Origin of the sequence: Stutzerimonas chloritidismutans, assembly GCF_020783375.1 — a bacterium.
GTDB classification, from domain to species: domain Bacteria; phylum Pseudomonadota; class Gammaproteobacteria; order Pseudomonadales; family Pseudomonadaceae; genus Stutzerimonas; species Stutzerimonas kunmingensis.
In genome coordinates this window covers 2,705,379-2,724,082 of sequence record NZ_CP086067.1, presented here as the reverse complement: position 1 = coordinate 2,724,082, position 18,704 = coordinate 2,705,379, and the positions used below count along the sequence as shown (strand labels likewise).

Annotated in this window: 17 protein-coding genes; 1 reads left to right on the top strand and 16 read right to left on the bottom strand. The window is 64.1% G+C overall.

All coding sequences use genetic code 11. From position 1 onward, the window contains the following. Position 1 precedes the first annotated feature (1 nt). On the top strand, positions 2–1,042 hold the full coding sequence (locus LLJ08_RS12535) for a tetratricopeptide repeat protein (RefSeq protein ID WP_228207161.1): 1,041 nt from the start codon (positions 2–4) through the stop codon (positions 1,040–1,042). Positions 1,043–1,052: 10 nt separating this feature from the next. On the opposite strand, the gene LLJ08_RS12530 is transcribed toward LLJ08_RS12535, so the two are convergent. The 16 genes from LLJ08_RS12530 to LLJ08_RS12455 all read right to left on the bottom strand — a co-directional run bounded on the left by LLJ08_RS12530 (position 1,053) and on the right by LLJ08_RS12455 (position 18,665). Beyond that, on the bottom strand, positions 1,053–2,123 hold the full coding sequence (locus LLJ08_RS12530) for an acyltransferase family protein (protein WP_228207160.1): 1,071 nt from the start codon (positions 2,121–2,123) through the stop codon (positions 1,053–1,055). Between the two features lie 21 nt (positions 2,124–2,144). Continuing rightward, positions 2,145–3,218 (bottom strand): glycosyltransferase, encoded by a 1,074-nt coding sequence (locus LLJ08_RS12525; RefSeq protein ID WP_191122209.1) that lies wholly within the window; start codon positions 3,216–3,218, stop codon positions 2,145–2,147. An 11-nt stretch (positions 3,219–3,229) separates the two neighbouring features. Further along, a complete protein-coding gene (locus LLJ08_RS12520) occupies positions 3,230–3,442 on the bottom strand; it encodes a hypothetical protein (protein ID WP_125898216.1) in 213 nt (70 codons plus the stop codon). 40 nt (positions 3,443–3,482) lie between these two features. Continuing rightward, positions 3,483–3,812 (bottom strand): hypothetical protein, encoded by a 330-nt coding sequence (locus LLJ08_RS12515; RefSeq protein ID WP_031298153.1) that lies wholly within the window; start codon positions 3,810–3,812, stop codon positions 3,483–3,485. A 42-nt stretch (positions 3,813–3,854) separates the two neighbouring features. Continuing rightward, complete coding sequence (locus tag LLJ08_RS12510) at positions 3,855–5,063, bottom strand: glycosyltransferase family 4 protein (RefSeq protein WP_228207159.1); 1,209 nt, start codon at positions 5,061–5,063, stop codon at positions 3,855–3,857. Positions 5,064–5,111: 48 nt separating this feature from the next. Beyond that, positions 5,112–6,146, bottom strand: a complete 1,035-nt coding sequence (locus tag LLJ08_RS12505; RefSeq protein WP_228207158.1) for an acyltransferase — start codon at positions 6,144–6,146, stop codon at positions 5,112–5,114. A 54-nt stretch (positions 6,147–6,200) separates the two neighbouring features. Then, entirely contained in the window at positions 6,201–7,307 is a 1,107-nt protein-coding gene (locus LLJ08_RS12500) for a glycosyltransferase family 4 protein (protein ID WP_228207157.1), read from the bottom strand. 195 nt (positions 7,308–7,502) lie between these two features. Beyond that, entirely contained in the window at positions 7,503–8,816 is a 1,314-nt protein-coding gene (locus LLJ08_RS12495; RefSeq protein ID WP_228207156.1) for a hypothetical protein, read from the bottom strand. Between the two features lie 24 nt (positions 8,817–8,840). Beyond that, complete coding sequence (locus tag LLJ08_RS12490) at positions 8,841–10,139, bottom strand: hypothetical protein (protein WP_228207155.1); 1,299 nt, start codon at positions 10,137–10,139, stop codon at positions 8,841–8,843. Then, a complete protein-coding gene (locus LLJ08_RS12485) occupies positions 10,033–11,343 on the bottom strand; it encodes a glycosyltransferase family 4 protein (RefSeq protein ID WP_228207154.1) in 1,311 nt (436 codons plus the stop codon). The genes LLJ08_RS12490 and LLJ08_RS12485 overlap by 107 nt, the downstream gene beginning before the upstream one ends. A 62-nt stretch (positions 11,344–11,405) precedes the next feature. Then, positions 11,406–11,915: a transcription/translation regulatory transformer protein RfaH gene (gene rfaH, locus LLJ08_RS12480; protein ID WP_228207153.1), complete on the bottom strand. Its 510-nt coding sequence runs from the start codon at positions 11,913–11,915 to the stop codon at positions 11,406–11,408. 55 nt (positions 11,916–11,970) lie between these two features. Continuing rightward, on the bottom strand, positions 11,971–12,714 hold the full coding sequence (locus LLJ08_RS12475; protein WP_014820568.1) for a WbqC family protein: 744 nt from the start codon (positions 12,712–12,714) through the stop codon (positions 11,971–11,973). Positions 12,715–12,736: 22 nt separating this feature from the next. Further along, positions 12,737–14,947, bottom strand: coding sequence for a polysaccharide biosynthesis tyrosine autokinase (locus LLJ08_RS12470; RefSeq protein ID WP_228207152.1), 2,211 nt, complete (start codon positions 14,945–14,947; stop codon positions 12,737–12,739). Between the two features lie 48 nt (positions 14,948–14,995). Further along, positions 14,996–15,928: a glycosyltransferase family 2 protein gene (locus LLJ08_RS12465; RefSeq protein WP_031298155.1), complete on the bottom strand. Its 933-nt coding sequence runs from the start codon at positions 15,926–15,928 to the stop codon at positions 14,996–14,998. Continuing rightward, positions 15,897–17,459 carry a lipopolysaccharide biosynthesis protein gene (locus tag LLJ08_RS12460; RefSeq protein WP_228207151.1) on the bottom strand — a complete coding sequence of 521 codons (1,563 nt, stop codon included), beginning with the start codon at positions 17,457–17,459 and terminating at the stop codon, positions 15,897–15,899. Before LLJ08_RS12460 ends, LLJ08_RS12465 begins: the two co-directional genes overlap by 32 nt. Positions 17,460–17,462: 3 nt before the next feature. After that, positions 17,463–18,665, bottom strand: coding sequence for a DegT/DnrJ/EryC1/StrS family aminotransferase (locus LLJ08_RS12455; RefSeq protein ID WP_228207150.1), 1,203 nt, complete (start codon positions 18,663–18,665; stop codon positions 17,463–17,465). Positions 18,666–18,704: the final 39 nt, after the last annotated feature.

The window sequence follows — 18,704 nt, the reverse complement described above, 5'->3', positions numbered from 1 at the left end:
GATGAGCAGAATCGCACTGCTGCTGGCCATCGCGGCCGTACTCGCCGGCTGCCAGTCCATGGGCCCGGAGCCCGGCGAAGGGCGCTCGATCTACTCGGGCAACCATTCGGTGCTGTACCGTGCACGGCAACAGGCCGGCTCGCTGGAGCAGGCGCTGCAGCTTGCCGACATGGCTTATCGGGCGGGGGATCTGGACCAGGCGCTGTTCCAGTACCTGCGTGCACTGGAGTTGGAGCCGGAACGCTTCGAAGCGCTGGTCTGGGTCGGGCGGATTCACCGCGAGCGCGGCAATATCCAGCTGGCCGAAATGGCCTTTGACGAGGTACTGCGCAAGGCGCCGAATGACCTTGATGCCCTGGCCGAGATGGGCATGCTGCAACTGGCCCGGCGGGAGCAGGAACGGGCGCGGGAGCTGCTCGAACGAGCCGTGCTGCTGGACCAGCAGCGGCTCGCCGGCGTGCCGCTCAACGCACTGCCGGCGGTGGCAGCGCTGAAGGTTGACCGGCAGTCGCCGTTGCGCCTTTACAACGCGCTGGGGGTATTGGCCGATCTCAACAATGACTTTCCACTGGCTGAGCGCTACTACCGGTTGGCGCTGCAGATCGAGCCGCGTTCGCTGCTGGTGCAGAACAGCCTGGGCTACTCGTACTACATGGCCGGGCACTGGCAGGAAGCCGAGCGGGTCTTTCGGCGTGCACTCGACCGCGATGGCGGCTACGCGCCGCTATGGCGCAACTACGGCTTGCTGATGGCACGCACGCAGCGCTACGAGGCGGCGCTGTCGGCCTTCGAACAGATCGGCTCGCGCGCCCAGGCGAGCAACGACGTGGGCTACATCTGTCTGGTGGAAGGCAAGCTGGATGAAGCCGAGCAGTTCTTCCGCAGCGCCATGGAACAGTCGCCGTCGCACTACGCCACCGCCTGGGACAACCTGGAGCGGGTGCGTCAGCTGCGCAAGGTCCGTCAGCTCGGGCTGGGTCAGGTTCCGCCCGAGGCGGTTGCCGCAGCTTCGGCCGAGGTCCGGACGTTCGCCGTTCCCTGATCGGCCGCGTTCAGCGGTTGAGGCTGGCCGCCCCTGCAGTCGACTGCGCACTGGCTGCACGGGGCAGGTAGCGCTTGAGCCGAAGCGCTGGCGATTCGACGAAGTGCCAGGACAGCACCGCGAGAGCCAGGCTGGCAGCGAAGCCAAGGAGCATGAAGGGAATCAGCGGCAGGCCGTCGGTCCAGTGCATCAGTAGCTGCTGGACCGGGAAGCTGAAGATGTACAGGCCGTAGGAGAAGTCGCCGGCCTTGCCGAAGCCGGCCAGCCTCGGAATGCGCAGTTGGGCGAGGTAGAGCGTCAGGTAGGGCAGGGTCAGCACGTGCACCAGCTCCCAGTGATCGGTGCGGGCACTCACCAGGTTGGCAGCAACCAGCAGCGCGGCGATTTTCCAGTTCCAGCGAACGAGGTGCCGGTACAGATAGAGCAGCACGCCGGCATAGAAGAACATTCCCAGGCGAGTGGCCTTGCGCAGCAGGTCGCTCTGCATCTCGTAGATCGGCATCAGGTGAAAGTGCACACCCACCATCAGAATCAGGCCGAACAGCGCGCTGCTGCGGCCGAAGACCTTGACGATTCCGAGCGTCAGCACGGTGGCGTACATCAGCACTTCGTAAGGCAGTGTCCAGAGCGAACCGTTGACGCTGTGGGGAAACGGGTTGGCCTCGAATACGCCGGGCAGGCGGAACTCGGTGATCAGCGCGGCGTTGGCCAGGTAGGCGAGCGTGCCGGGGGCGGTGAAGTAATCGCCAAGCGGCAGCTCGGTGGCCAGCGGGCCGATCAGCAGGACCACGAACAGCACCGAGACGATCAGTGCCGGCATGATGCGCAGGGCTCGCTTGGCGGCAAAATCCAGCACGCTGCGGCTGTTCAGCCAGGACGCCGCAATGAGGAAACCGCTCATCACGAAGAACACGTGTACGGCGATATCCGCCGAGTCGTAGCTGCCGCTGAACAGGCGCAGAGGTTCCCGGTCCGCCTGACCGGATAGGCCGTAGCTATGGCCGAACACGACCATCGAGGCGGCAAAGAAGCGCAGGAAATCGAAGTTGTTGTCTCTTGGCGCGGTGGTTGGCGCGTGCATCGGCTCCTCCTTGGAATGGGTTCAGCGCAACGGAAAGGTCTGATGCATCCCCAGCGAACGGTTCTCGCCGTCACGGATGGCCTGCTCGATCAGTTGCAGCCGTTCCGGAACCTGCTGTCGCCGGGCCACGTGCCGCAGCAGGCCGAGGAAGATGCTTCGGTTCAACCGATAGAGCCAGGGTGAGGCGGCCCAGACGTAGGTGTCGAACCAGGCCTGGTTGCGGGCGGTGTAGTAGGCGCGGAAATCGGAATCACCGAGCAGGAAGGCTTCGTAGATGTTGCGGGTGTGCGCCTTGATGTTCCAGGACAGCTCCAGCTCGTCGATCAGCGCATCGGTCACCAGACGCAGACGGCCACCTTTGGCGGTAATGCGACGGGTGTACTCGGTGTCGTCGGCGTAGAGCACCAGCTCGCGCAAGGGCACCCCGATCGCCTGGTACAGGCTGCGATGGGCGAGCATGCCGCCATAGGGGGCGAACGGCAGGTCGATGGCCCGCGGCGGCGTGCCTTTTGGCCGGCCCCAGGGCAGGCGGCGCCAGACCTTGTACGGCAGCTGCGCGACGTGAAAGCCGAAGTAGCTGGAACGTGGCTGGATGGCGAAACGGCTCGGTACGCCGCGGGCGATGTCTTCCTGCTGACTGGGGCGAAAGCCCAGCACGGCGGCACGATGCAGCCCTACCTCGTCCGCCATTCGCGCAAGTTCTTCATGCAGCAGACGCACCGCGGCCGCGGTGGGGCCGTTGTCGTCATCCATCATCCAGATGTACTGCGCGCCTTCGGCCAGCGCCGCTTCCAGCCCCACGGCATAGCCGTTGGCCGAGCCGGTGTTCTGCGCCAGTGGGATGATGCGCACCTGCCCTGGCCAGCGGCTGGTGAGCTGTTCGAGTGGTGCGGTCGAGGCATTGCTGACCACCAGTACGCGGGTGATCTGTTCGAAGGCGAAGGCCTGCTCGATCAGTCGGCGCAGGTAAACCAGGCGGTCGCCGTAGGTCACCGTGACGATGGTGGTTTGCCGTCGCACCGGCATCTCGCCGGCGCTGGCGGCGGCTGCCTGTGCACTCTGCTTGCAGGGTTCGACGCGCGCGGTGTTCTGCACGGAATATCTCCTCAGCTCTGTTCAGGCGTGGCCAACGACAGGCAGTCGGCCTGCTGCACGTCGGCTGTCGTGCCTTCTTCGTTGGGGCTGAAGAAGGCGTGGAAGATACGGATGAATCCATTGCCCGACGGTCCGTCAGGCGCGCCGGGTGCGGGAATGAGTTCGGTGTAGGAATAGCCATCGGCCAGAATCAGCGACGTTCTGGATGTTTCTTCTGTGCTCATGCCTGTGCTCCTGCATAACCCGGTGCGGTAACGGCCCGGATCAGAATGAATAGCGCCTGCTGTCTGCCGGCGGACTCCAGAACGAACCGGACGCCGGTTCCGCGAATCGATACGGTTGATGACCGGATGGGCTTTCCTGCTGCCCGCCGCCATTGGAGCCACAGCGTGGCGTGGAGTCGGTTGACGAGTCGCTGTAGGCGATGACGCTCGCACTGCCGGCGCTGGTGCAGGCAGGCAACTGGCTGGACGGGTCGGTCGGTTCGGTGATCAGCGTGTCGGCGTTCACCGCAGCGCTGGCTGGCTCGATCACTACAACGAGAGCGAACCCGAGCGCTCGGGTCACTCTCATCCACTTCTTTACTGTGTTCATCCTTGAAACCTCGTAAGTGAATGGGGTTGATGGGTAAACGCATCAGGCGTGCTTGATCGGCACCACGGCTGCCGGGTAGAGCGGCGTGCTGGGGGCCGGCAAGGGCGCCGAGCTCTGCTGAAGGTCGAAGGCCCTGGCTTCGCGCAGGCGCGCGTCGACGAAGGCGCGGATTTCCTGCTGGAAGCGTTCGCTGGAGAAGCGCTCGGCATTGCGTCGGCAGTTTTCCGGTGTGATGCGCGAGCACTGGGCCTCGAACTCGCCGATGGCGGCGATGAGCGAGGCGGTGGTCTGCTCCGGGTAGAACACGCCCGTGGGTTCGGCATGTTCGAGCCCGCGCACGGTTTCCAGTACGCCGCCGCGCCCGTAGGCGACCACCGGCGTGCCACAGGCCTGGGCCTCGATGGGCGCGATGCCGAAATCTTCTTCGGCGGCAAAGACGAACGCCTTGGCGCGCTGCATGTGTTGCAGCAGCACCTCGAAACTCTGGTAGCCGAGCAGGGTGACATTGGGCCCGGCCGCTTCACGGGCCTTTTCCATTTCCGGGCCGGTGCCGATGACGATCAGGCGCTTGTCCGGCATAGCCGCGAACGCCTCGATGATCATCGGCATCTTCTTGTAGGGCACCATCCGCGAAGCGGTGAGATAGAAGTCTTCCTTGGCCTCGTGCAGGGTGAACTGGCAGGTGTCGACCGGCGGGTAGATCACCGTGGATTGGCGCCGGTAGCTCTTGTTGATGCGCCGGCCGATGAAGTGCGAATTGGCGATGAACTCGTCGACGCCGCTGGCGGTGCGCTGGTCCCACATGCGCATGTAGTGCAGCAGCATGCGCGCCAGCTTGGCCTTGATGCCGCGCTCCAGGCTGGCTTCGTGCAGGTACTGGTGCTGCAGGTCCCAGGCGTAGCGGATGGGCGAATGCACGTAGCTGATGTGCAGCTGGTTGGGCCCGGTCAGCACGCCCTTGGCCACTGCGTGGCTGCTGGAAATGATCAGGTCATACGAGGACATGTCGAGCTGCTCGATGGCCAGCGGCATCAGCGGCAGGTACTTCTGGTAATGGGTGCGCGCCTTCGGCAGTTGCTGGATGAAGGTGGTGGTGGCGCGCTTGCCGCCGAGGTGGGCACGGTCGGCGTCGGAGAGAAAATCGATGACGGCGAACAGATCGGCGTCCGGCCAGACGGCGCACAGCCCGGCGAGCACGCGCTCGGCGCCGGCATACGTCACCAGCCAGTCGTGAACGATGGCAACTTTCATGGCATGACATCCTTGATCGAGAAAGAGTGAGCAGCGAGGCGGTGAGCCTCAGCGGCTGTGCAGGCGTGCCAGTGGCATCAGGTCGTGTTGTCTGGTCAGGCGCCTGCCGGCGTGAGCCAGCGGCAGATCCAGCAACTGTCGGCAGAGCTGGGCGCTACCGAGGGCCAGCAGCAGGCCGAACACAGCGCCAGCCAGGCTGACGGTCGGACCGGTCAGGCCGAGCGCCTGGGTCAGCAGTTCGCTCAGGCGCTGCATCGCTGGCAGCAACAGATAGAGCGAGTAGCTGAGGCTTCCAAGCCAGACGAGCGGGGGTGCCCGTAGCGGTAGCCGGCTGGTGACCAGCAGGAAGGTCACGATGGCCAGGGCATAGGTGAGCAGGTCCCGGGGCCAGGCGGTTGCGTCCGCAGACCAGCCGGCCAGGAAGATGATCGGCAGCACCAGCAGGTAGATTCGCAGCGTGTAGCGCGCATATTCACGGGCTCGTCTGCGGGCGTAGCTGCTGCTTTCATGCTTGGCCTCGTACCTGAGTGACGCGAAAAACATCAGTGATAGCGCCAGCGGCAGCGTGACCGGTAGCTCTGTGCCCAGCAGCTGCCGCGCCAGGGCGAGCAGCAGCGCCACCGCCAGCAGCACGAGCGCGCAGCTGGTCCGCAGACTGACGCTGTGCAACAGGCCGAGCACCTGCAGCAGCAGGCACAATCCGTAGAACAGCAGGATTGGCAGCAGCGCTCCGTAAGCGCCGATGACCTCGAACGCCATGGCGCCGCCTGGCGCGGCCACACCCGGCAGCCAGGCCGGTGCCGTCGGCAACAGAATGGCGGTCAGCAGCACCGCCAGCAGGTAGACCGGCAGCAGGCGCAGCAGGCGGCGGACGACGAAGCCTCGCCCGCCGTCGACGCTGGTATGCAGGCTGGCCGGCACGATGAAACCGCAGCACAGCAGGAACCAGAGCACCGCCAGCAGTCCGGGGTCCAGGGCGTGCTGCAGTGCCCAGCCGTCTGACAGTGGCAACAGCAGGGTCTGGAAAATCAGGAGTAGGGCTGCGCTGCCGCGTAGCGCGTCGATATGCGCCAACCGTTCCATGGTCTGCCTCGCTTGGTTGATGGAGTTGAGTGTCGGGACTGCATTCGTCGGGCATCAGGGGCGGTCCGATGACCAGGCGATAAAGGACGGCGGGCTGGGTTTGCCCATCAGTGCCTTGTCGATCAGCTGCGACACGGTTTGCGCCGAGCGCTTCCAGGAGTAGCGCTCGACGTTGGCCAGGCCGAGGGTGCGCAGGTCATCGCGCAGGCGCGCGTCCTGCAGCACGTGGCGCATGCAGCGGGCAATGTCCTCGATGTTCAGGGGCTCGAAATAGAGCACGCTCTCGCCGAGCACTTCGGGTATCGACGCGGCCCGGGCGGCGATCACCGGACACCCGCAGGCCTGGGCCTCCAGCGGCGGAATGCCGAAGCCTTCGTAGAGCGAAGGGAACACGAAGGCGGTGGCGCCCTGGTATTCGCGCACCAGCTGATCGTCGTTCAGCCGGCCGAGAATGCGTACGCGTGGATTGCCATCAATGCTGGAAGTGGAGCCTGAGAAGACCGAGTGCGAGTCGCCGACGATGTGCAGTTCCACGTCATCGAAGCCTTCCAGGCTGAGGAAGGCCGCGACCATCCGCGCGAAGTTCTTGTGCGCGTTCGGGGAGGACACCGCCAGCACGTATGGCCTGGCATTGCCGCTGCGATCCGCGCCACTCGGCGGATGGAATTTGGCCGCCACCGCGTTGGGGACGACGCAGATCTTCTCGCTCGGGTAGCCGTAGTAGCGGGCGATTTCCTTGCGTGAGAAGTCGCTGACGGTGATCAGTGCCTTGATGCGCTTGAGCAGTAGCGGCGTGAGCCCCTTGTAGACGCTGCGGAAGGTGCGCGAATAGCTTTCTGGATGGCGCACGTAGGTGATGTCGTGATGGGTGGCGATCTGGTTGCGGTAGATCAGCGGTGCCGTGTTGCACAGTGATACCAGCGGCGGATAGCCGTGGCGCGCCAGCCACAGTGGCAGGTCCAGCTGTTCCCACAGATGCCCGTGGTTGCGGCCGATGCGCCGCACCTGCAGGCGCTCGGCGCTGGCGTGCATGCGGATGTCGTCCGGCGCAATGAATGTCAGGTCCTTGCGCATGGCGGCAAGCTCAAGGCAGACCTGTTCGGCAAAACGTTGCACACCGCGGGTTTCCTGAGTCAGGAAACGGGCGTTGATGGCGATCATGTAGGGCTCTCCTTGCGGGGATGGTGTGCGCCGCCGGTTGCTGGCACGCGGCGAACGCTGGCAGGTGGCGGCTTTGGCGACTGGCGAAGCGATGCGTCGTGCGTGGCGGTCAATGCGGGTTGGCCAGCGCGTGCTGGTCCGGTTGCGTTTCGCCTGGGTGGCCGGTCGTGCGGTCAGTGCATGTCGCGACAGGGGTCAACCGTCGTTCTGCACCGCGCGCAGGCTGATGATTTTCGGGAATCCATCGAGCTCCACCTCGGTGCTGCAGGCCTGGCCTTTGCCCGGACACTTCCACTCGGTACTGGTGACCACACGGCCGTGCTGGGGCTGGGCGGTATCGATCAGCGCCACCTGACCCGCCTGGCCTTCGGAGTTCTGCAGCTCCACGGTTCGCGGCTTGCCGGTGCTCCAGGCCACCATCAGTTCATCGTCTCCGCGGGCGAATCGCAGCATCACCACGTCACCCGGGGTTTTCTCTTCGCGGCTGAGGAAGCTGTACTGGCTGACGATCTGGCTGATGGAGGCGAGCACCGAATAGGCCGGCTTGAGGGTGAAGTCCTGCCGTACCAGGCCGAAGTTGTGTTCGCGTTCGGTCTTGTCGGTGCCATCGTTGCGGAAGTCGTACCACCACATGCCCTTGATGCTCGGCAGTGTCTTGGCCAGAAAGAAGGCGCGGGCGAGGTAGGCCCCCTGCAGGCTTTCATCGATGCCGCATGCGCCCTGGTGGGCAGGCCAGGCCATTTCCGTCAGGTAGAGCGGTACCGGGCGTCCGGCGGCGCGGGTCAGGTCCTTGTCGACCTCGCTCATCCATTCGATCCAGGCCTCTGGGGTGTTGCGCCGCCAGCCGCGGCAGTGCACGTAGGGGTGCAACGACAGGCCGTCGACCGATTGCATCAGGCCGTTCTCCAGCAGGCGCAGGGCGAAACCGGAGTCGATGCCCTGGCTGGTCACGGCGCCGGCGAGCACCTTGGCGTTGGGCGCGCGCTGCCGGATGATCCCGGACGCATCGGCGATCAGCCGCGCGTAATCCTGGGTGAATTCCGGGTCGCGCGGGTCCTCGACGTCCCATTCGTTCCAGATCTCGTAATACGCCACCTGGCCTTTCAGCTCTTCGGTGATGAACTCGACATAGCGATTGAATGCCGCCCTTACCGGCTCGCTGCGGGGCTTTTCACCACCGCCGTAGTGCGAGTTGCCGTAGCCGAGGATGAACTGGGTGCTTAGCCCGTGAGCGGCGGTTGCCTTCAGGTAACGGTGCCAGGATGGCTCGATCTTCAATTGCCCGGGCCGACGTTCGACATAGGCCCAGTGGGCGTCGGTGCGCACGGAGGTGATGCCGGCATCGCGCATCATCGCGTAGGCGCGGCCGCTGGGGTCGCCCTTGTGCAGTTCATGGGCACAGACGCCGACCACGAAAGGCTCCTCGGTGGTCTGGGCCGGTGTAAACGGAGCAAGGCCAAGCAAGCCGCCCAGCAGCAGGGTGTTGAGCGGGGTAGAGCGCTTCGTCATGTGGATCATCCGTGAAGGTAGGTCTCAGGTCAGGTGCTGCAACTCGGGCAGCCGCTGCGCCGCCAGGTTGTTGCTCGGGGCGCGGGCCGGGGTCAGCACGTGGGAGATCGCCAGACCCAGGAACAGCGTGGCGATGGACACCTCCAGTACATCCGTGGCCCAGGCCACCAGGCAGATGCAGAAAACGATCGGCAGCAACGCGCTGCGCAGTCGCGAGCCCCGCTCATGCAGGCGCAGCATCAGCGGAAAGGTCAGCAGGTAGAGCAGCACACCGAACACGCCGAGCATTCCCCACAGGTACAGCGCGGTATTGTCGGCAATGCTCAGCAACTCCAGCCCGGGTACGGGATAGACCTTGCCAGTGCTGCCCACCGCGCCAAATCCCGCGCCCCACCAGCCCCATCCTTCACGGGTGATGACCTCGATGAAGTTCGGCCAGCTGTTGATCAGACGGTCGGCGAATGAGGCCAGCAGCGAGCCGTTGTTCGCGGCGTTGGGGTCCAGGCTGAGCACCAGGCTAAACATCGGCAGCATCAGGCCGACCAGCACCGCGATCAGAAAGGCCGTGGCGCTGGCGAAGCGGTAGGCCGTGACGATCAGCATCAGCAGGGTCAGCACGTAGGCCGCCGCGGTGGATTTGTTGGTGGTCAGCACGATGCCGATCAGCGCTGCAATGTAGAGCATCAGGCGTAGCACGCGCGGCTGGATGAATGCGGCGATGAACAGGCTGTAGATCGCGATCATCACCGACAGCGCGGTGGACATGCGGGCGAAGCCGCCGATGCGGTCGATGTCGTCGAACGCCCACGAGCGGTTGGCGCTTAGTTCCACCTCGCCGACCATGTAGCTGTAGCCCTTCCACGGAACGCTGGTGAGCATGTCCAGGGCGATGCCGACAAAAGAGGCGATCAGGCAGAAGCCGATGATTCGCCGCAGCAGCCCGAGCCGCAGCTCCAGATGCCGGCCGCAGATCAGACCGAACAACAGCGGAATGTAGATGAATAGGCTGAAACCGATGTTGGCCAGCTCCGCGCCATGCATCAGTGCCAGCTGGGCGGAAGTGACAAGCCCCAGCAGCACCAGCCAGAACGCCGGCCAGCCGCGGTAGCGCAGCAGCTCCAGGCCCAGCGCGATCAGGCAGGCAATCTTGGGCAGGTACAGCAGCCAGGAAATCCCGGCCATGTCGAAGTAGTAGCGCAGTGCGCCGGAAAAGGTTTCAGTCAGCAGCAGCGAGGCGACGACCAGCGTCAACAATGTCGGCTTGTCGAAGGCCAACGGATTCGATTCGCGTCGCCGCGGGGTAATCAGCAGGCTCTGGTTCATGGTGGATTCTCGTTCCCTGAAGTGTTTCGCGCAGGATGGTCTGGTACTGATCCAGCATGCGTTCCATATCCAGCAGCGGCAGCACGCTGGCCCGTGCCTGGCTGGCGAGCCGCTGCCGCAGTGCGCCGTCGATGTAGAGCCAGAGCATGGCGATGCCGAGTGAGTCGGGATCATCGGGCGAGCAGAGCAGGCCGTTGCATTCGTCGCGGATGATCTCCGGCAGCCCGCCCATGTTGCTGGCGATCACCGGCAGGTTGTTGGCGCAGCCTTCGACGGCCACCAGGCCGAACGGCTCGCCCCACAGCGACGGCACCACCAACACATCGATGCTCTGCATGAACTCGTCGCTGTCGCAGTAGCCGAGAAAGCTGACCTTCTTCGGATCGGCCATGGCCTTCAGCCGGGCTTCGTAGTCCAGCTTGCCGCGCCCGGCGATATCCAGCCGCGCATCGATGTCCAGCCGCTGGAACTGCTCGATCAGCCAGCCGACGCCCTTGTTCTCCGACAGCGTGCCGATATAGCCGAAGCGCAGTGGATGGTTGCTGCGCTGCCTGGGCTTGCTGCCCTGACCGGGGTTGGCCGGCGTGCAGTTGTGCACCACATGCTGGCGCGCGCCACTGAAATAGCCCTGTGCGGTGATGCGCTCGAGCACGAAGCGGCTGACGCCGATCGCCGTGGCCACTTGCGCTGAGGCGCCGGCGTGGCGGAGACGGAACACCGAACACATACCGCACTGGCGCTGGCAGCTCTTGCCGTGGTTGAACATGGTGTCCTTCGGGCAGAGCAGGTACAGGTCGTGCAGCACCTGGACGATCGGCAGGCCGGCGGCGGTGATTTCGTCCCAGGCGGAAATCGACCAGCCGGTGAGGTTGTTGCAGACCACGATATCCGGCTGCTCCCGCGCGATCACCTCGCGCACGTGACAGCGCATGTCGCGGTTGTAGCGGTCCCGGTAGTGCCAGCCGAGGCGGGCGACGCGACTCGGGCGCTGCTGGGTGTAGTGCCAGTAGCTGTTCGCCAGGTTGGCGCGATAGACCCGCACACCGTCCTGAATCTGCATGTTCAGCCCGGCATCCGGGCCGGTCGCCAGCACTGCCACCTCACAACCACGCCGCTGCAACCCTTCGGCCAGGTGCCGGAGGATGACTTCTGCGCCGCCGCCGACATGCGGGGTGTAGAACGCATTGAGGAATAGGATCTTCATCGGTTGGCTCGCTGATTGAACCTGTCAGGCTGCTCGCATGGCCCTACGGGCACTCGCCTGGCTCAGGAGTAGCACTGGAGATAACGGGTGGGTACCCGGACCTTCTGCTCACGCTGCAGCAGGTTGAGCAGGATGACGGAGCGTTCTTCGCCGTCGCTGCTGACGAAGATCGCTTCGATGTCACTGAAGCTGCCCCCGCTGACCTGCACGCGCTCGCCGGGAGTGAAGGTTGCTGCTGGTGCGGCTTCGCTCTGCGCCAGGCGTCGGCGCAACTGTTCGATCAGCTCGTCGCGTACCGGCGTCGGTTGGCCGCCGAAGGTCACCACGCGGCTGACACCACGGGTGGAGCGGATCGGATACCAGTTGTCGTGAATGCAATCGAGGCGGATGAACAGGTAGCCCGGAAACAGCGCCTCGCCGGACTTGGCCCCGTGCGAGCCGCGTGAGGGAGCAGGTGTCTTGAGCGGGCGGTAGCATTCGAAGTGCTGGCGCAGCAGGTGCTCCTCGGCGCGGGCCTCCTGGCGAGGCTTGGTCTGGATCAGATACCAGCGTGCGGTATTGCTCGGTGTCATGGGGATGTCCTTCCCTGATTGGCCTGCCCGAATCCCGATGGCAGGCGGAATGTCGTCACGCCAGTGTCAGCGTTGCCCTTTTTTCCTGTCCCTCGACCACGCTGAAGCGCTGCAGCAATTCCTTGATCTCTTCGCGGCTGTTGAACATCAGCACGTCGATGATCGACAGCGACGGTACGAACGGATGCTTGAGCTGCGCATAGGTAATGTCATCCATGCGCAGGAAGCGCAGCAGCAGGCCGTCGGCGCGGAAGCGGGCAGGGCAGTACAGCTCCATGCCGCCGATGGGATTCAGGTAGAGCTCGCCGTCCATGCGATGGGTGATCTGGATGACCCGGTCCTGCATGTCCATCTTCGCCGGCAAGCCGAGGCTGGAGCCGCGATAGATCGGCGTGCGGATGTTCAGGTAGGCGCAGAGGCAGCGCAGGGAGTTTTCGGTGAACAGCGCCAGATTGCGCTCCGGACATTGCAGGATGCTGCGAATCAGCGGCAGCACCGCATCGCGCTGGGGTGCCTTGGCGTAGCAACGCTCGAGGGTCAGCATCAGCCCCGCGGCTTCCTTGTCGAAGTCGTCGCAGAGCCAGCGCTGGTTGATGCGCTCGGTCTGATGGCCCTTCTTCAGCGGGAAGCTGATGAGCTTGGGTTGGCCATTGACGAGAATCCGGTTGCGGTTCATCCAGGAGCCCCTGACGAATTGCAGGTCGTCACCCAGCACGAATACGTCGCTGAGCGCGATCAACTGAAAGTAGCCCAGGTACGGAAATAGGTAGGGCTGCATCATCGAGACGGTTCTGAGCACGGTGCACCTCCTTGTCTGGCGATCAGGCTTGCTGGGTGTAGGTGTAATAACCATAGGCGCCGCTGTCGTACGGCGAGGTCGAGGCCTTGCGCTTCACGGCATTGAGGATCACGCCCTTGAGCAGCACGCCGTTCTGCGCGAGCCGCCGCTTGGATGCATCAATCTGCGAGCTGGTGCTGAGGCCGAAGCGGGCCACCAACAGGTTGGTGCCCGACTGCTGGGCGACCAGTACGGCGTCGGTCACCGCGAGCACCGGCGGCGTATCGATGATGATGAAGTCGTAGAGCTTTTCCGCTTCACGCAGCAGGCGGGAGAAGTTGTCGTGCATCAGCAGTTCGGACGGATTCGGCGCGGAGAACCCGGCGGAGATGAAGTGCAGGTTTTTCTGCTCGGTGCGGTTGGTGATCTCCGCCAGGTTCAGGCCACTGGCCAGTGCATCCGACAGCCCGTGACGCGGTGCCATGCCGAACAGGGTATGCAGGTAGCCGCGGCGCATGTCGGCATCGATCAGCAGCACGCGCTGGCCGGTCTGCGCGATCACCGCGGCAAGGTTGCTGGACACGAACGACTTGCCCACCGAAGGGGTCGGGCTGGTGATCATCAGCACTTTGTTGCGCGCCTCGAGCATGGCGAACTTGAGGCTGGTACGCAGGCTGCGCAGCGATTCGACCGCCAGATCGGTCGGTTCGGTGAGGCTGAGCAGGCGAGTCTTGCCGTCGCGGCTCTTGCGGCTGCGATTGAGCTGATCCTGAGAGGCGCTGTAGGGCAGGCCGGCATAGACCGGTACGCCAAGCTTCTCGATCACGTCCGGGCTTTCCACACCGCGGTAGAAGGCCTGGCGCAGCAGGATGACTGCCGCCGAGACGAGCAGGCCGACGAAGATCGCGATGGCCACCACCAGCGGTTTGACCGGTTTCGACGGCTTCTCAATCATCGAGTAGGCGTTGTCGATGATGCGCACGTTGCCGATGGTGCCGGCGCGCAGGATGTCTTGCTCCTGTGCCTGGTTCATGAGGAGCGTGTAGGTCTGGGTCGTGACTTCCATGTCACGTTGGAGGCGCAGCAACTCCTGCTGCGTCATGGGGAGGGCGTCGACCTTCTTCAGCAGCTGGGCTTTCTGCGCCTGCAGCTCGTTCATCTGGGTGATCAGCGTGCGATAGGTCGGGTGCTCGCGGGTATAGAGGCGGTCGTACTCCACGCGCTTGAGTGACAGTTCGGATATCTGCGTTTCCAGCGCGACGATCTGGTCGAGCACGCCCTTGGTCTCGATGCTGATATCCACCGACTTGGAGCTGGTCTGGTAGGCATTCAGCGCGGCTTCGGCCTTCTCCAGCTCCTTGCGCACCTGAGGTAGTTGAGAACGCAGGAAGTCCAGGCGCTGGGCCGCCTCGGCGGAACTGCGCTGTATGTTCTGGCTGACGTACAGCCTGCTGATCTCGTCCAGCACATGGCTGGCCAGCTGCGGGTCCGGGTCTTCCAGGGACATGTAGATGATCCCGGAATCCTTGCCGGCCTCGCCGACCTTCAAGCGGTTCTGGTAATCCAGCGCGGTGGTCTGCGGGCGGTTGCGGACCAGCGCGAACTCGGTGCCCGGACGCGCGTCCAGCTGGGCGATCTGCACCTTGAAACCCTGGTTCTCCACCGCCTGATTGACCTGGCCACGCAGGATCGGCTCGTGCTCGTCGTCATGCAGGGTGTAGGCCCCGGCGGTGCCGGCGACCAGTGTCAGCTCCACGCCCAGATAGGCTTCGGGCACATCGAGCTGGAACACTTCGAGCTTTTCCCCGCCCCAGGCGTAGCTGCTCAGGCCGAACAGCGGGGCGGCCAGCGCGCCATCGGTCGCCGGGTCGTGCCGGCGCGCCATGAAGGCGCCGAACACCGGGAAATGACGGGGCTGGGCGACGATGTAGAGCTTGAGCTCCTCGACAGCCTTGCCGAGCACCGCGCGGGATTTCAGCAGGGAGATCTCGGTAACCGCCTGGGACACCGAATCCGGCCGGGCCGATACTTCCGGTACGCCGGTGATGGCGGCTTTTTTCGGTTCGATCTGGATCATCGCCGTCGCCTGGTAGATCGGCGTGGCGATCAGGGCGTAGAGCACGCCCAGCGCAGCGAAGAAGCCGGTGATGGTGATGATCAGCGCCTTGTGGTCATAGGCGGTGCGCATTATCCCGGCAAGGTCGATGCGGTTGTCCGCGTCATATTCCAGCGAAGAGCGGGTCAAGGCAGTCATTGGGAATCCTTCCTCATGGTGCTATGTGCAAAGAAGCGGGGTAGGCGGTCAGCTCCTGGCCAGCCGTGGGCTCAACCGACGCAGCAGGTTGAGGCTGATGTTCTGGGCGATGGTCGAGAGCGCCTGGATCTTGCTGAACGGCGAGATCAGCGAGAGGCACTCGCCGAACACCTGGATCAGGAAGTACTCGTAGAGCGCGTTGTTGCCGATGCGGCTGTAGTAGCGCGCCAGCGAGTAGTGGGCGTGCATGGCCATCTGGATGCGTTGCCGGCTCGGCTGCATGGAGAAGATGCCGCCCTCGTGCACGCGGTAGGCGGCCGGGCTGATGGTTTCCAGGAACTTGCCTTTGCCGTAGGCGCCGAGCAGCGACCACCAGCAGATATCCAGCACTTTTACGCCTAGCAGTTCCGGCGGCAGCTCCTGCACCAGATTGCGAAAGCACACGGTGAGCGTCGAGAGCGGGCGACCCTGCATCAGCTCCTGCGCGGTGGCGTCCTTGCGCAGCTTTCCGGTCAGTTGCGGGCTCTGGATGATGCCCTTGCTGTTGAACATGAAGGCATCGTGATAGGTGATCACGTAGTCACGATGCTGCTCGAGGAAGTCCACCTGCTGCTGCAGTTTGGTCGGGTCGGTCCAGTAGTCGTCGCCTTCGCAGTAGGCGATGTACTTGCCCCCGGCGCGGGCGAACAGGCGCGTGCTGAACGGCTCGCCGAGGCTGAACTGGTTCTGCGTCTGATAGATCGGCTTGATGATGCGGGGGTAGCGCGCCGCGTAGTCGGCGATGATCGCGGCGGTGGTGTCGGTCGAGGCGTCGTCGTGGACGATCACCTCGAAAGGGAAATCCGTTTCCTGCTGGAGGAAGCTCTCCAGCGCCTTCCTGATAAAGGATGCGTGGTTGTAGGCCAGGCAGACGACGCTCAGCAGCGGCTCGGTCTTGCCGCCCCAGCGTTCAATCAAGGCTTGCTCGCTCTTCAATTCCATTTTTGGACGCTCGTTTGGTGATGAGTAGGTGAAGCTTGAGTCGCAGTGATTTCGAGGTGGCCGCGACCAGCGCCAGGCAAATGAATCCGCTTACGGCCAGCGCCATCAGCATGTCGAAGCGGTTGTCGCTGGCGATCAGCAGGAACAGCGGCTCGCCCAGCGCCACGCCGATCAGGGTCGCGGCGGTGATTCGCAAGATGTCACGCGTCCAGATGCCCTGCAGGCCGGGCGAGAAACGCCGATGCACCACCGGAGGCCAGATCACGAAGGTCGCCAGGCGCAGGAAGAACCAGGCAAGCGCCGCGCCATAGGCGCCGTGGGTGAGCGCTGCGTAGATCACGATCGGCACGCTGATGGCGGTGGAGACCACGCTGTACCAGATATGCAGGCGCAGCCGGCCATAGGCGTACTGCAGGTAGAACTGAAAGGCACCGACCGCCATCAGCGCGCTGCCCGGCACGTACCAGAACAGCATGCGCTCGCTCCACTGCGCCGCGCCCGCGTCGCCGGTCCAGGCGAGGATCAGGGCATGCCCGTGCCAGGCGATCACCGCGGCCATCGGAAACAGCACGCTGCAGACGAAGCGGGTGGCGTTCAGGTACAGCCGCTCCATTTCGGCGATCCGGCCCTCGGCCACGAGCATGGTCATGCGCGGCAACAGCGTCTGCACCAGGGGGTTGGTCAGGGTCATGATGCCGGTGGTGATCAGCGCCACCAGCGAGAAGTAGCCGTACTCCTTGAGCAGCAGCACCTTAGAAAGCAGCACCTTGTCCAGCTGGGTCAGCACGATCCACAGCAGCGAGGTGAAGAACATGCCGCCGGCGAAGGGCAGCACCGGCTTGACCACGCGCCAGTCGATGCCACTGAGCAGCCTCGGGCTGGACAGCTGTATGTAGGCCTTGCTGGCGAAGGCAAGCGTTTCCACCAGCGCCACGGCGGTTTGAAACAGGAAGAAGTCCAGCGGTTCCTGCGAGACATAGGCGACCAGAAACAGGCCGCCGAGGTAGCGCAAGGTGGCGATCAGGGTGTTCGTTGCGTTCAGCCAGCCGTGCAGTTCGACGCCCTGCAGCCCGCTCTTGTACAGGGTCGCGTAGAGCCTCAGCGCGACCATCAGGCCCATGAGGCTGATGCACTGCATGATGGTGCCGGTGCTCAGTTCCCGCGCCTGCAGCCAGGCCCCGGCGATCCAGCCGCTGCCCAGGTAGATCGCCACGCAGGTCGCCAGGGCGATCGGCAGCAGCAGCAGCTCGAACGAACGCAGCAGCCGCCCTGCAGGACCAGCCGCGGTGCTGAGATCGCCCTGGCCGCGGTAGTGTGCCACCTGCCGCACCAGTGCCGGCGACATCCCGGCATCGAGCAGCTGCAGCCAGGCCTGAAGTACCGCGAAGAAGCCAATCAGCCCGTAGGCTTCGGCGCCCAGATGCTTCAGATAGAACGGCAGGATCAGAATGCCGATCAGCAGGGCGTAGGCCTGGCCGAGGTAGTTCAGGCTGGTGTTGCGGATCACCGATAACCGCTTGGGATCTGACATGAGTTACTGCTGGCCTCCAGTGGTCAGGGGCATGCGCGGGTAATCCGAACCTGGCAGGCGCTCCACGCCGCTGAACAGCCCGAACGCATCGGCAAAGGGCTGGAACAGGGTCCGGTTCGACTGTTCGCTGTGGATCGCTTCCTGGATCAGCGTCTGCATGACCTTTTCCTGCACCTTGCGCGGCAGCCCGGGGTAGATCGGCAGGCACAGCACCTTGCGGCTCAGGGCCCGCGAGCGTGGCTGCGGCACTTGCGGCTGCAGATGATCGAGCGTGTCCAGCGACGGGTAGAAGTAGCGGCGGGGGTTGATGCCGTTCTCGTTCAGTTGCGAGCGGCAGCGCAGGAGCTGGCTTTCGTCGGCGAGGGCAACGGGAAAGTAGCTGTAGTTGCACTGGGATTCCGGCTGCGCCCGTTGCAGATCGAAGTGTTCGCCAAGGCGGCGCTCGTAGCGATGGCCGATCTCTGCCCGGCACTCGAATATCAGCTCGATATCGTCGAGCACGCACATGCCCATCGCGGCGGAGAACTCGTTGAGCTTGGCGTTGATGCCGATGCCTTCGATCTGGTCGGTGTCGACGATGCCGAAGTTGCAGAGCAGACGGATGCGGTCGGCCAGCGCGTCGTCGTTGGTGACGATGGCGCCACCCTCGATGGTGTGAAACAGCTTGGTCGCATGGAAGCTCAGCGTGCTGATATCGCCCCAGTCGTAGACCGACCGCCCTTTGTGACGAACGCCGAACGCATGGGCGCCGTCGTAGACGACCCTCAGATTGTTCTTGCGCGCGATCTGCTCGATGCGTTCGACATCGCAAGGATTGCCGAATACATGCGTCGCGACGATGGCGGAGGTGTCGGGCCGGATATTTCGCTCGATCTGTTCCGGGTCCAGATTCCAGGTCGCCGGATCGATGTCGGCGAAGATCGGCTTGATGCCTTCCCATTGCAGCGAGCTGGTGGTGGCGACAAAGCTGAAGGGCGTGGTGATGGCGCTGCCGGTCAAACCCAGCGCTCGATAGGCAATCTGCAGCGCGATGGTTCCGTTGTTGGTGAGGATGATGTTCCTCACCCCGAGGTAGTCCTTGAGTCGTTGCTCGAGTGCAGTCACTAACGGTCCGTTGTTGGTGAGCCAGCCGGTGTTGTAGATCCTGTCAATGTAAGCCTTGAACTTGTTTTTGCTGCCCAGGTACGACTTGGTCACGTTGATCATGGTGATTTCCTTATCGAAGCTCAGCCGCCCCCGAATGGC